This is a genomic window from Pseudarthrobacter sp. C1 (assembly GCF_034720455.1).
Classification (GTDB): Bacteria; Actinomycetota; Actinomycetes; order Actinomycetales; family Micrococcaceae; genus Arthrobacter.
Genome location: NZ_JAYESK010000014.1, coordinates 35629 through 49119, shown reverse-complemented (window position 1 = coordinate 49119; position 13491 = coordinate 35629). Strand labels below are relative to the sequence as shown.

The window sequence follows — 13491 nt, the reverse complement described above, 5'->3', positions numbered from 1 at the left end:
GGTGGCCACAGAGTGCAGGCACCGCATGATGGCTGGAACCTCTCCTCTCATTGGCTAGGACGTTCCCACCATCGTCTGGCGTCTTGCCTGTGCCTTGCGATGTGGATTTTAGGGTAGCTTGCTGTACCTGACGCCTACAGCTCCACATCGGTGTGACCACCAGGCGCGCACACCGCCGAGTATGAACCTCTCGGCAGGAGCCGGACTCGACAATCCACGAGTCTATAGCCAGCCGATTCTGTCTTGGGCCGTGCACTTACCAGCATCCCTTGGCTCTTCACTAAAACAGAGTCGGGAGCAGGGTGCACGTAATCTAGGGGGCCAACTACTTGCCTCCTACTCTTTCAATGCGTGCGTACCGGCGGCCCCTTCTCACAACCGTCACGTCAGGACCATCCAACCAGCCGGCCGCAGTTAACCAATCCGCTGTCTGCCCGGTGGACCCTCACGCCATAAATCCAGCCAGGTCCTCAATGTGCACCCCATCCATGGGCCACACCTGGGCCTGATGATCCCAAGCAGCCCGCTAGTCTATCCACAAGTTATCCACACCAGCAGATCGCTCCTATCCACAGCCTTATCCACAGCCACCTAGCCAAGAGCCCGCGCCGCTTGCTGATCCGCCACGACAGCCCCAACCCCCAGTTGCAGCCGAGTGTGGCAAGCTATGGTCGGTCTGCGGTCTCCCGGCGAGCCTGCTCTCAAGATTCCAAGCCCTTCCCAGTCCCTGAATAAACCATAGTTAGTAGATACAGGCGCAGAAACAGCATCGTTCTGCACTCCTGGTTTGTTTCACGTGAAACGAGGCAGTGAATCAATCCGCACCGTAGGGCTGGGGATGCCCCAGAGGAACTGCCCTATGGCGATGTACCGGTTCAACCTCCCGTTCCGTGAGGCCCACTGTCCACAAAGTTATCCACAGCGCAATCCACAGCCATGTCCACGACACCCGAAGGGTGTGTGGAAGACCACTGACGGCAGGGACACCTCAGATGGCAAGGCGGCCGGCCCCCAGAACCGCTATGTTGGGCACCCCGGGGATAGGAGGAACAGGAAGGCGGGTGGGGCGCCGGCAGAGAACAGCAACGACCTTACCGCGCGCAGAGGGTGGTGACACCATAGTTAACGGCCAGCGGACGGCCTCTGCGCGTCGCGCGTTGCACCGCGGTTCGAGTGCGCCTCTCGTGCTGGACCGCAGCACGATCTGTTTGCTAGCCGGGATGGCATCCCGTAGTAGCAGGACGCGACAGCCCCCGTTAGTCCACGTGAGAGACTGCAGGCACGTCCAGCCGCCCGTATCTCCTTGACTGAACCCGTGCGGACTACACGACCCCTAACCAGCCGTTGTGGAGTTCTCCGGCCCGGAGCTATGACGGTCCAGGGGAGTGATGACAACAACCCGCCCACCACAGGTCTGCTCGCGCGGGGATCCGCCTCACTATTCCGGAACGCAAGATCTGATCCCAGAGCTTGACCGCTGGTGGTTATCCCTCCGAGCATCCGTCCTCCGCGTTGCCCCTTTTGAGCCGTCAGGGGCGTGCACCCGATTGCACCCGATTATGGGTCTGGTGCTTCATCGCTCACTCGGCGTCATAAGCCTACACCTGTCAGTAGCCCGCTCATCCATACCCCTCGAAGCCACTCATCGAGCTACTGCAGGCGCAAACTCGACGACTGCTCGTGCTGTGCCTTTGCGGAAACCAAGAGCGCTAGGGGTTAGCAGTCGTTTCACGTGAAACAAGCAGGGGTCCGTCCGTAATGTGCCCCACGGACAGTGCCGTACGATGCCGTACGTTCAGTCAAAACCTCCCTGAGTGTATCTGCAATGCAGGCCACCACTCACGCCCGTCGCGCAGAAGCTCCTGGGCCGAGTTGCATCCAGAACCAGGAACGATGTGCCTGGGCGTGTGTGCGCCTTGGTTCGCACGCCCCGGGAGTGGCGGCTGCGAAGAGTGCATGTATGTGCGCCGGATCAGGATATACGACCCGCGAACTTTGAAGCCTAAGTGGACGGCTTTAGCCCGAGTTACCAGCTCTTTGCCTCAAGGTCACATGTTCCACGTGAAACAGTGCGCCTGACACTCGTGCTACCGGCACTGTAGTCGTTACGGGGTAGGGGCCTCCGATAGGACTAAGAACGTGACCATGCGACCACACGGGAAGCTTGCCTTGCAGGACGGGACAACAGACGGCCGCCGACATACCAACGCCGAACCAATGACCATCGGAAAGACTCCGACTAACTATCAGCAGCGAGTGGGCACCGCCGCCCGTGACACTCTGGGCAAACGCTGGGTCCGCTGGGCTAACCCCTCTATCCGGCCCGAAGGAGACGTGGATGAGCGGCAACATTGCCTGTTACCAGGGGTTTCACGTGAAACACACGTGGAATCACTAAGGATTGCGGCGCAGATAGGCCAGATGCGGGAAGTCCCACCAGGAGAAACGCCCACTTCGTTCCAGAACCTCAATTGTTCGGATCTACGGGGGTATAGGGAAAGCCCCGAGTGCTACTTGTTTGGTAGTTGTTATCACGTAGGTACTGCCACCAAAAACTTAGAAGGTGGCATTCGAGTTCTCGGGCAACTTTCCTTGGACGACGAGAAAAGAATCGGCCGCCGACATACAACCCAACCTCAACCCCGACCACGATCGGAAATGATTCGAGTATCTATCAGCGGCAAGTGGGCAGCGGGACAAGGTGAGTGGGCGCCGCGGCCCCGCGACAGTCATTCTCTGGGCTACTCTAGTGTGCCCGCCGAAGGCAGGCGGGGACACGGATGAGCGGCAACAGAGCCGGGTAATAGGGGGTTTCACGTGAAACACATTTGGGAACGCTGCGGATGGCGGCGCATAAGGACTACATACAGAGAGTTCCACCATGGGAGAGCACCGATTTCGTTCCAGCACCTCAATTATTCGGCTCTCGGGCGGGTATAGGGAAAGTCCGACACCGCAGCTCCATGGGAGTGACGATAGCGAGCGGGGGATCATCAGTGCCGGAGACCTGGACTTCCGGGGCAGTCGGAATAGAAACCCGATCTGCCTAACACGCAGCAACTCCACTCAGCCTTCGCGTGAAAGTCTTAACAGACTAGATGGTCAGGAAACGAAGAGATCCAGCATCCTGGCACCCCAAAACCCAGACAATAACCACTAAGCGGAAGTAGCCCCAGCTCAAAGAAGAAGGCCTGATTCACACGGAATCAGGCCTTCCTTCTGCGGAACGATGCGCTTTAGTTGTTCGAACCAGGTGCGAGGACATCCATAATCCGGTTGAGATCCTCGACGCTTGCGAATTCGATACTCACCTTGCCCTTGCGGACACCAAGGGAAATCTTGACGTTGGTATCAAGCCGGTCAGAAAGGGAGGACGCCAAGTAATCGAGCCGCTCGTGGCGGGCACCAGGACGGGGGATATTGTTCTTCGCCGGCTTGGCGGGATCCTGGTACATCGTTACGGCCTCTTCAGTGGCTCGCACTGACATCCCCTCAGCCACGATCTTCTGGGCCAGTCGCTCCATTGCTGCAGCGTCGGGCAGGGCCAACAGTGCACGGGCGTGGCCTGCGGACAAGACACCTGCCGCGACCCGGCGCTGAACCAACGGGGGCAGTTTGAGCAGCCGAAGGGTGTTCGACACCTGGGGACGCGAACGTCCGATACGATCCGCCAGCTGCTCATGGGTGGTTCCGAAGTCTTCGAGGAGCTGCTGGTAGGCCGCCGCCTCTTCGAGGGGGTTTAGCTGGCTCCGGTGCAGGTTCTCCAGCAGGGCGTCCCGCAGAAGATCGTCGTCGGTGGTGTCCCTGACAATTGCAGGGATGGTCTCGAGGCCGGCAGCCTGAACCGCCCGCCATCGACGTTCACCCATGACGAGCTCAAAGGGTTCACCACCGGGTTCGGTTGATTTGCGGACAACAATTGGCTGGAGGACGCCTATTTCACGAACGGAGTGAACGAGCTCAGCCATATCGTCTTCATCGAAGACCGATCGCGGCTGTTTGCGGTTGGGGTGGATGTCCGTGACTGAAATTTCTGCGAAGCGAACGCCCGGCACCTCTACCAGCTCCACGCCTGAGTCAGTCCAGGTGGGCTCGTCGTCCCGTTCAGCGGAATCACCAGATGCCGACGCCGTAGCAGCCACCCCTGGCTGCTCCTCCTGCAGCTCGGGAGCGGCCTTACCCTTGGCAGGGGATTCACTGCCCTCTTCCGTTTTGGCGGAAACACTGCCGGAAGAACGGGGCTTTGCGGCGGCGCTTCTTCCGGCAGTGCTCTTGCCTGCGGGAGATGCGGTGGACGGCTGCCTAGTGGACGGAGCAACGGTCCCTTCGCTTACTGCCTTGTCCGAGGACTGGTTGGCCGCGGCCTCTTCGGCTGGTTCCGTCTTCCTTCGTCCCTCAGGGAAGAAGAGGTCTACCGGACGGGAGGCGGCTGTACCGTTGCCCGAACCGTTGGCGGCGGCGGAACTTGGAATCAGCGCGCCAAGACCGCGGCCCAGGCCACGTCGCTTCTCGCTCATTGGTAATCCCTCCAGTGGTAGATCCCGGCCATGCCGTGCTCCGGTCGTTGCAGTTTGAAGATTCAGCGCTCTGCTATTTCAGCAGCGGCTTCCAGATAAGACAGGGCTCCACTGGAGGAAGGGTCGTACGTCATGACAGTCTGCTGGTAGCTCGGTGCCTCTGATATCCGCACGGAACGCGGAACAACAGCAGACAGCACCTGGTCCGGAAAATGCTGGCGGACCTCGGCCGCGACCTGGGCGGCAAGATTCGTCCGCCCGTCGTACATCGTCAAAAGGATGGTGGAAACCACAAGGTCCGCGTTGAGGTGCTTCTGGATCATCTCAATGTTCTTGAGAAGCTGGCTCAGTCCTTCAAGTGCGTAGTACTCGCACTGTATGGGGATCAGCACCTCGTTGGCTGCACAGAAGGCATTGACCGTCAGCAGTCCAAGGCTTGGCGGGCAATCGATAAAAATGTAGTCGAGCCGCTGCTCGCCGTTCTTTTCCCGCGCCTTTGCATAGACGTCAATTGCCCGGCGCAGTCGCTGCTCACGGGCCACCAGCGAAACGAGTTCAATCTCCGCGCCGGCAAGGTGGATGGTGGCGGGTGCACAGATCAAATTGTTGATGTCCGGGCAGGGCGCCACTACGTCCGCGAGCGGGACGTCGTTTATCAGGACATCGTAAATGCTGTCCACGTCGGCATGGTGCTCGATTCCCAGGGCGGTGGACGCGTTTCCCTGAGGGTCGATATCAATGACCAGGACATTCAATCCGGCTGCGGCAAGGGCGGCAGCAATATTGACGGTGGTGGTGGTCTTTCCTACCCCACCCTTCTGGTTCGAGACAGTAAAAACGCGCGTGTTCTCCGGACGGGGAAGCTTTCGGCCCACCAGCCGTTCACGGCGTTTGGTCTCATGTGCCAATTCGCGGGCGATCGGACTGGAATCATCAATGGCGTCGATGATGTTGGATCTACCGGAGACGGTTGTTTCACGTGAAACGGCCATGGCGTTGGCGCCTGCCGCAACCCTTTCCGGATGAATTCCACCCCTGGCCGGGGGCACAATGGGACCAGCGACGGAACGTGCTGACCCCAAGGACACGAACGGCGGTATCCGTTGCGTGGAGGCTTCGCTACTGGTCACTGGGGCACACTCACTCTCGTTCGGCCAAATTTGCTGCCGTTGTCTAGCCTAACCGCTGGACCCGGCAGAGTTGGGTCACCGGGCCTGAACTAGGCTTTCTTTTGGGACTTGTTTACAACGATGCGCACCACAGTAGTAGGTTCCTCCAGCAGGCTCTCGCCCACAGTCAGAACAGACGTTTCAATGCCGCCCAGTTTGCGGATGGTCTTGGCGGCCTTTTCGATTTCCTCAGCCGCACTGCGCCCCTTGATGGCCACCACCTCGCCCTTACCGGCGAGGAGCGGAATCGTGAGGCCGGCGAGGTTGCTGAGGGCAGAGACCGCCCGGGCTGTCACCACGTCAGCCTCCACATGTCCCACTGCCAACTCGGCCCGGGTCCGCATTACGGTGACGTTGTCCAGGCCAAGATCGTCAACCACTTCCTGAAGCCAGATAACCCTGCGCTCCAGTGGCTCGATCAAGGTCAGTTCCAGGTCCGGACGGGCAATCGCGAGGCAGAGGCCCGGCAGGCCTGCACCACTGCCGACGTCGGCCACATGGCTGCCCTCGGGAATCTCGCTCTCAATGACAGCGCAATTGAGCACATGACGGCTCCAGAGCCGGGGAATCTCCCGCGGCCCAATAAGGCCGCGCTCCGTTCCGGAGGTAGCCAAGTGCTCCACATAGCGCTTAGCCAGGTCCAACCGGTCGCCGAATATTTTCTCAGCGGCCACGAGTTCAGCTGCCGTGATGTCAACCATGATTAGCGGATCAGCAATTCTCTAGTCTGCGGACACAACAATGTGGCGTCCGGCGCCTTCGCCCTCGGACTCACTGACCAGTCCCAGGTCTGCAACAGCGTCATGAACAATCTTGCGCTCATAGGCGCTCATCGGTTCCAGTGCCACCGGCTCGCCGTTTTCCCGCACTGAAGCTGCCGCATCTTCCGCGATCTTCTGCAGGTGGCCGGTACGCTCCTGGCGGTAGCCGTTGATATCCAGGACCAGCCTGGACCGGTTATCAGTCGCCGAGAGAACGGAGAGCCTGGTGAGCTCCTGGAGTGCCTCAAGGACTTCTCCGTCTTCACCCACCAGATTGTCCAGGGCATCGGACTCTTCCTCTGTCACGATGGAGATGTAGGTGCGCCCGTTGCGGACTTCAATGTCGATATCGCCGTCGATGTCGGCAATGTCCAGCAGCTCCTCCAGGTAGTCCGCTGCCACGTCGCCCTCTTCCTCCAGGCGGCTGGCTGACGATCCCTTGGGTACGTCAGTTCCCGTGGATTCCCCATTCGCGGACGCGTCCCGGCTCTCGATGATGTCCTCGGAAAGGGCGTGTTCGGTGCTCTCGGCAGACATTACTTCTTCTTCCTGTTCTTGCGTTGTGGCTGGATGCGCTGGGCTTTGGCCTGCGCCACGGCCGCGGCGGCAGCAGCCTCGGCTGCCGCCTCGTCCTTCTTACCGCCCAGGATGGGCAAGGCCGGAAGGCCCTTGGCGGCACGGCGCTCGGCGAGGGCCTTGGCGGCGGGGGATCCCGGCGTCGGCATGCGGCGGATGACGAAGAACTGCTGTGCCATGGTCCAAAGGTTGGTGGTGGTCCAGTAGATCAGGACACCGATGGGGAAGTTGATGCCGCCGACGCCAAAGACGATGGGCAGGATGTAGAGCATCATTTTCTGCTGGCGCATGAACGGGCTGGCCATGGCCTCTTCGGACATGTTCTTGGCCATGATCTGCTTCTGCGTAATGAACTGCGAGGCCGTCATGGCAAGGATCATGAGGATGGAAAGGATCCACACTGAAGTGAGGTTTCCCTCGCCACCGTGCAGGAGCGAGGCGGACAGCGTGGCCCCGAAGATGGTGGACTCGTCAAACTGGACCACCTGGTCGTGGCTCATGGCCCCGATACCGACGCCCTTGTCACGGGCGGCGCTGATGCCGGAGAGCACGGTGAACAGTGCGAAGAAGAACGGCATCTGGATCAGCATGGGGAGGCAGGCAGAGAACGGGTTGGTGCCGTGCTTCTTATACATGGCCATCTGTTCCTGGGCCATGGCCTGGCGGGACAGCTGGTCGGTCTTGCCCTTGTACTTGTCCTGGAGCTTCTTCAGGTCAGGCTGCAGCAGCTGCATTCCGCGCTGGGCCTTGATCTGCTTGACGAACACGGGAATCAAGGCGGCACGGATCACCAGTACCAGCCCGATGATGGACAGCGTCCACGTCCAGCCGGAGGCTTCCGGCAGGCCGATGCTGCTCAGCCCTTCGTGGAAGCCCACCATGATGATGGAAACAAGCCACTTGAACGGAAACATGATTGTTTCAAAGAAGTCCATACGATATCCCTATTCGTCAGGCCGCAGTGCGGCCTTCTCCATCAGACTGCACAGCCAGGTATTTGTCCGGGTTGTTCAGTACAACAATTGTGGGGGTCTGGTTTTCAGGCCAGTGGCGGTGGCCGGCGGGGACGTGGTCCACACCGCCGGCGTTCCAGGGATGACAGCGCGCCAGGCGCCGGGCTGCCAGCCAGCTTCCTTTGACGGCGCCGTGCACCGTTATCGCCTCGAGGGCATAGGCCGAGCACGAAGGAAAGAAGCGGCAGACCTGGCCGTACAAGGGTGAAATCACCTTGCGGTAGGCCTTCAATAAAAGAATGAGTATGCTGCGGGGCAGGTTCCAGAGGAACAGCGCAACTGCTGCGGCACTACGTCGGAGACAGGTAACGACGACGGCGGTGGCGTTACGCACGCAGTGTCCCCTCCTGTGTAGTACCGGCCGAACTGTTGGCGGCAGCCCTTGCAGGGCGGCCGGCCAGCCGGGTCATCGTTGATTCCAATGCGGCATTGTAATCCGACAGCAGCTGGTCCCAGCTGGCAGTTGCGGACGCAGGAAGCGCCCGGACCACTATGGCAAACCCGGTGCCGTACTCGCGCAGCGAGGCAGCACCTGCTTCTCTCAGTCTCCTCTTAACGAGGTTCCTGGCCACAGCGTTCCCTACACTCTTGGAAACGATGAACCCGATCCGGCTGGGTTCGTCGGCAGCAATAGCTGCCGTATATAACACTACGTTCCGGCGTCCATTGCGGACACCGGAACGTACAGTTGTTGAAAAATCGGCTGCAGTCCTCAAACGGTTACGGGTGGCCAGCACCTTAAACTCGCAAAGAAATGTCTACCGACAAGTCAGTTATTTACGCCGACAGCTCGGTACGGCCCTTGCCACGACGGGCCGCCAGGATGGCGCGGCCGGCACGGGTACGCATACGAAGGCGGAAGCCGTGCTTCTTGGCTCGACGGCGGTTATTCGGCTGAAAAGTCCGCTTGCTCACGTTAGTTACTCCAGTGGATCAAAGGTGCGCCCACCGTATGGGGAAGAACTGGCCGACGCTAAGTTTTGTATATGCACGCTTCCCCCGGCTGCTCAAGCGCACTGCGCCTAAGAGATTCAGATGGGGCCAAAAAGCGGACACAAAGGACTTCACAACGTTAGGGCAACCTGAACCCCTGAGTCAAACTGAGGCTCCACGTGCGGGCTATCCCCAACTGTGCTTAACCTGCCCTCCGAGGCTGTGGATGAAGTGGCTCACAGGGCCGTTTTGGAAACCACATCCATGTAATTATCCACAAGCTCCTTGCCAGCTATCTTCTAGGCTTTTCATCCCCTAGAGTGGCCCAGTAGCCGATTATCCACGTGCTGTGCATAACCCTGTGGATGAAGCTGAACCCATCCTGGTTCAAGACTCGCGGCTGCAGGCAATGCAGGCAAAGCAAGTTTTGAGGGAACCGATTGATGACAGTAGACGAAGCCAACCACGCCAATACTGTCGGAAGTTCCTGGCGGCGCGTTGTCAGCCTGCTGGAACAGGACCACCGTGTCTCACCGCGGCAGCGTGGCTTTGTCATCCTTGCCCAGGCGCAGGGCCTGATCGGGTCCACGCTCCTGGTGGCAGTTCCCAACGAACTCACCCGCGAAGTGCTCCAGACGCAGGTCAAGGACGCCCTGGATGACGCACTGCACAACGTTTTCTCCGAGGACATCCGGTGCGCCATCGACGTGGACACGGACCTGGTTCCCATCCACAAAGAACCCGAGCCCGTCGTCGTCGAGCCGTCCTTCTCCCCGGACCAGCTCATCGAACAGAAGCCGCAGCCCATGCTGCCCAGCACTTCGCACGAGTTCGGCCGCCTGAACCCGAAGTACGTCTTCGACACCTTCGTCATTGGTTCCTCCAACCGCTTCGCCCACGCTGCGGCCGTCGCCGTCGCTGAAGCGCCGGCAAAGGCCTACAACCCGCTGTTCATTTACGGTGATTCGGGGCTGGGCAAGACGCACCTGCTGCACGCCATCGGCCACTATGCCCGCCGGCTCTATAGCGGCATCCGCGTCCGCTACGTCAACTCGGAAGAGTTCACCAACGACTTCATCAACTCCATCCGTGACGATGAGGGCGCCAGCTTCAAGACCACCTACCGCAACGTGGATGTACTGCTCATCGATGACATCCAGTTCCTCGCGGGCAAGGACCGGACGTTGGAGGAGTTCTTCCACACTTTCAATTCCCTGCACAACAACAACAAGCAGGTGGTCATCACTTCGGACCAGCCGCCCAAGCTGCTGGCGGGATTCGAGGACCGCATGAAGTCCCGCTTCGAGTGGGGCCTCCTCACGGACATCCAGCCGCCGGAACTCGAAACCCGCATCGCCATCCTCCGCAAGAAGGCCCTGAGCGAAGGTCTCTCTGCTCCCGATGATGCACTGGAATACATCGCATCCAAGATTTCCAGCAACATCCGTGAACTTGAGGGTGCACTGATCCGGGTCACTGCCTTTGCAAGCCTCAACCGGCAGCCCGTGGATGTGGCACTTGCGGAGATGGTCCTCAAGGACCTCATTACCGACGACGGCGCCCAGGAGATCACGTCCGGCCAGATCCTCCAGCAGACGGCCGAGTACTTCAAGCTGAGCATGGAAGAGCTGTGCAGCAAGTCGCGGACCAGGACCCTGGTGACGGCGCGCCAGATTGCCATGTACCTCTGCCGCGAGCTCACGGACATGTCGCTGCCGAAGATCGGCCAGGAACTTGGCGGCCGCGACCACACCACAGTGATCCACGCTGACAGGAAGATCCGCGAACTGATGGCCGAGCGGCGTGTGATCTACAACCAGGTAACTGAGCTGACCAACCGGATCAAGCAGCAGCAGCGCGACTCCTAGCCGGCCGCACCTATACCTTATTAACAGGTGCATGTGGATAAGCCTGTGGATACTTAAGGGGACAACCGCGGTTAATGGGCTTAAAACCCTTAAGGCGCCTGTGGATTCGCAAAATCGCAAAAAATCTTGTCCCCATCCACACCCTGTTTAAAACCTGCGCCGCCCACAGTGGATGAACAGGGCTTAACCGCTGGAACCCGCGGCAGGGGAAGGTTATCCACAGTTTCCACAGCAGTTATTAACACTACTAATCCCAAAAAATTGAAATCCCTCAAACAACAAGACCTGTGCGCTCGTCCAGACCACACCGGGCCGGGCGGCCCTTCGGGCAGTCGGGACCACCGGGGATGGGTTAATCCCCGATCTTCCGGCTAAGCTGTCAGCAGCGCTCCCATCCTTGGGTTTTCGTGTGGTTCCTGCAGCACGGACCATGCAGGTTCAGGTGGTGGGGCACCCCACTTTTTGGAACTGCCTGCGGGAAGTTCCAGGTCTTATGGCAGCAGCAATGAAAGGCGGCACCCTTCCGTGAAGTTCAGAGTCGATCGGGACGTCCTGGCAGAAGCCGTCACCTGGACAGCCCGGTCGTTGTCTCCGCGGCCGCCGGTGCCCGTCCTGTCCGGCCTGCTGTTGAAGGCCGAAGCGGGCACCGTGAGCCTCTCCAGCTTTGACTACGAGACCTCCGCCCGGCTGGAAATCACAGCGGACATCCGGGACGAAGGCACCATCCTGGTATCCGGCCGGCTCCTGGCCGATATCTGCCGCAGCCTCCCCTCGGCACCGGTCGACGTCGAAACGGACGGCAACAAAGTCACGCTGACCTGCCGCCGAAGCAGCTTCCATCTCGCCACGATGCCCGAGGCCGAGTACCCGCCGCTTCCCGCACTCCCGCCCATCAGCGGAACTGTCCCCGGTGATTCCTTCGCCCAGGCGGTTTCACAGGTCATCATTGCCGCCAGCAAGGATGACACGCTGCCCATCCTCACCGGCGTGCGGATGGAAATCGAGGACGACCTCATCACGCTGCTCGCCACTGACCGGTACCGCCTTGCCATGCGTGAAGTGCCGTGGAAGCCGGTCACCCCGGGCATCTCCACCAGCGCCCTGGTCAAGGCAAAAACCCTGAACGAAGTTGCCAAGACCCTCGGCAACAGCGGTGACATCAACCTTGCCCTCGCCGACGACGACAGCAGGCTGATCGGTTTCGAAAGCGGCGGACGAACCACCACCTCATTGCTGGTGGACGGGGACTACCCCAAGATCCGCTCGCTGTTCCCGGACTCGACTCCCATCCATGCCACGGTTCAGACCCAGGAGCTTGTTGAAGCGGTACGCCGTGTCTCGCTGGTAGCTGAACGCAACACCCCCGTTCGGCTCGCCTTCACCCAGGGGCTCCTGAACCTGGACGCCGGTACCGGCGAGGACGCCCAGGCTTCCGAGGAACTTGAGGCCCAGCTTTCCGGTGAAGACATCACCGTGGCCTTCAACCCCCACTACCTGGTGGAAGGCCTCAGCGTGATCGAGACCAAGTTCGTCCGGTTCTCGTTCACCACTGCGCCCAAGCCGGCCATGATCACAGCCCAGGCGGACGCCGACGGCGAGGACCAGGATGACTACCGCTACCTGGTGATGCCGGTCCGCCTGCCCAACTAGCCCCCTCCAACTAGGTAGCGCCAAGTGTCGTTTTGGAGGTTCAAAACGACACTTAGCGCTACCTAGTTGGGAACACGGTCCCGCAGCCACACCTCTAGCGCAGAAACGAGTTCCAGAATGCACATTGGACTGATCGGCCTTGGCAAAATGGGATTCAACATGCGCGAACGCCTGCGCAAGGGCGGCGTGGAGGTCACCGGTTTCGACCGGAACCCGGACATCACCGACGTCGCCACCCTTGATGAACTCCTTGCCGCAGTCCCGGTGCCGCGGTTGATCTGGGTCATGGTTCCCGCCGGTGAGATCACGGACGCCGTCATCAAGGAACTTGGCGACAAACTCGCCGAGGGCGACCTGGTGATCGACGGCGGAAACTCGCGGTTCACGGAAGACCAGAAACACGGCGAACTCCTCGCCGCCAGGGGCATCCGCTTTGCGGACTGTGGCGTCTCCGGCGGAGTCTGGGGCCTGCAGAACGGTTACGGCCTGATGGCCGGCGGAGATGCTGCGGATATCGAACGCGCCCTTCCGGTGTTTGATGCCCTGCGCCCGGAGGGCGAACGTGAGGACAGCTTTGTGCACGTGGGCGGGATCGGCGCAGGGCATTACGCCAAGATGGTCCACAACGGGATCGAATACGGCCTGATGCAGGCATACGCCGAGGGATACCAGCTGCTGGCTTCCAAAGACATCATCAACGACCTTCCCGGAACCTTCCGCGCCTGGCAAAAAGGCACGGTGGTCCGGTCCTGGCTGCTGGACCTGTTGGTCAAGGCGCTGGATGAAGACCCGGGATTGCAGAACATCGACGACTACGTCGAGGATTCGGGCGAGGGCAGGTGGACGGTGGAAGAGGCCATTGCCAACGCAATTCCCGCCCCGGCCATCACTGCGGCACTGTTCGCCCGCTTCGAATCGCGCGAGGACAGCTCACCGGCCATGAAGATGGTATCCGCACTGCGCCACCAGTTCGGCGGCCACGCCACCCGCCCCGCCAAGTAGCA

Annotated in this window: 11 protein-coding genes; 3 read left to right on the top strand and 8 right to left on the bottom strand. The window is 60.4% G+C overall.

Annotated elements, in window-relative coordinates:
• Positions 1–3236 precede the first annotated feature (3236 nt).
• The 8 genes from U7114_RS18110 to rpmH form a co-directional block, all read right to left on the bottom strand.
• The gene (locus U7114_RS18110; RefSeq protein ID WP_323058125.1) at positions 3237–4517 is read right to left on the bottom strand and encodes a ParB/RepB/Spo0J family partition protein; all 1281 of its coding nucleotides are present in this window, start codon (positions 4515–4517) and stop codon (positions 3237–3239) included.
• 62 nt (positions 4518–4579) lie between these two features.
• Entirely contained in the window at positions 4580–5647 is a 1068-nt protein-coding gene (locus tag U7114_RS18105) for a ParA family protein (RefSeq protein ID WP_321214841.1), read from the bottom strand.
• Positions 5648–5736: 89 nt separating this feature from the next.
• Positions 5737–6387, bottom strand: coding sequence for a 16S rRNA (guanine(527)-N(7))-methyltransferase RsmG (gene rsmG / locus U7114_RS18100; RefSeq protein ID WP_157240159.1), 651 nt, complete (start codon positions 6385–6387; stop codon positions 5737–5739).
• A 21-nt stretch (positions 6388–6408) separates the two neighbouring features.
• Positions 6409–6984, bottom strand: a complete 576-nt coding sequence (locus U7114_RS18095) for a protein jag (protein WP_157240157.1) — start codon at positions 6982–6984, stop codon at positions 6409–6411.
• Positions 6984–7958, bottom strand: coding sequence for a membrane protein insertase YidC (yidC, locus tag U7114_RS18090; RefSeq protein ID WP_321214842.1), 975 nt, complete (start codon positions 7956–7958; stop codon positions 6984–6986). Before yidC ends, U7114_RS18095 begins: the two co-directional genes overlap by 1 nt.
• Before the next feature lie 16 nt (positions 7959–7974).
• Positions 7975–8370 (bottom strand): membrane protein insertion efficiency factor YidD, encoded by a 396-nt coding sequence (gene yidD / locus U7114_RS18085; protein WP_323058124.1) that lies wholly within the window; start codon positions 8368–8370, stop codon positions 7975–7977.
• Positions 8363–8773: a ribonuclease P protein component gene (rnpA, locus tag U7114_RS18080; RefSeq protein ID WP_321214844.1), complete on the bottom strand. Its 411-nt coding sequence runs from the start codon at positions 8771–8773 to the stop codon at positions 8363–8365. The genes yidD and rnpA overlap by 8 nt, the downstream gene beginning before the upstream one ends.
• A 40-nt stretch (positions 8774–8813) precedes the next feature.
• The gene (gene rpmH / locus U7114_RS18075) at positions 8814–8951 is read right to left on the bottom strand and encodes a 50S ribosomal protein L34 (protein WP_003800212.1); all 138 of its coding nucleotides are present in this window, start codon (positions 8949–8951) and stop codon (positions 8814–8816) included.
• A 461-nt stretch (positions 8952–9412) separates the two neighbouring features.
• Between rpmH and dnaA the strand changes: the two genes are divergently transcribed.
• From dnaA to gnd, 3 genes are all read left to right on the top strand, one after another.
• The gene (dnaA, locus tag U7114_RS18070; protein ID WP_157240151.1) at positions 9413–10837 is read left to right on the top strand and encodes a chromosomal replication initiator protein DnaA; all 1425 of its coding nucleotides are present in this window, start codon (positions 9413–9415) and stop codon (positions 10835–10837) included.
• Positions 10838–11362: 525 nt separating this feature from the next.
• Positions 11363–12487 (top strand): DNA polymerase III subunit beta, encoded by a 1125-nt coding sequence (dnaN, locus tag U7114_RS18065; protein WP_323058123.1) that lies wholly within the window; start codon positions 11363–11365, stop codon positions 12485–12487.
• A gap of 117 nt (positions 12488–12604) precedes the next feature.
• Positions 12605–13489: a phosphogluconate dehydrogenase (NAD(+)-dependent, decarboxylating) gene (gene gnd, locus U7114_RS18060; protein ID WP_323058122.1), complete on the top strand. Its 885-nt coding sequence runs from the start codon at positions 12605–12607 to the stop codon at positions 13487–13489.
• Positions 13490–13491: the final 2 nt, after the last annotated feature.